A 285-nucleotide genomic window follows, 5' to 3' on the forward strand; every position below is an offset into this window, starting at 1 on the left:
AACCACACCTCAGACATCCACGCAGCCGGAGAAGAAGGGCGGCGCCTGGATCGCCCTGCTGACCGCAGGCGTATTCGAGATCGGCTACGCCCTCGCCGTGAACGGCAGCGCCGGGTTCACCGCCCCACTCTGGTCGGCGATCGCGGTCGTGTTCTTCTTGTTCACACTGTTCTTCCTCAGCGTCGCTCTCAAGCGCATCGACGTGGGGATCGGTTACGCAGGCTGGGCAGGAATCGGCGCAATCGGCGCCCCCGGGCTCGGGCCGGTGTGGTTCGGGGGTGCCTT

The 285-nt window shown here is 66.3% G+C and carries 1 protein-coding gene; it reads left to right on the forward strand.

The annotated features are described in order from the left end of the window. The coding region (locus tag KVS67_RS11855) for a multidrug efflux SMR transporter (protein WP_217565432.1) at positions 1-285 on the forward strand (285 nt) is incomplete at both ends.

The sequence above is a fragment of the Micrococcus sp. GbtcB5 genome (assembly GCF_019091605.1).
GTDB lineage: Bacteria > Actinomycetota > Actinomycetes > Actinomycetales > Micrococcaceae > Micrococcus > Micrococcus luteus.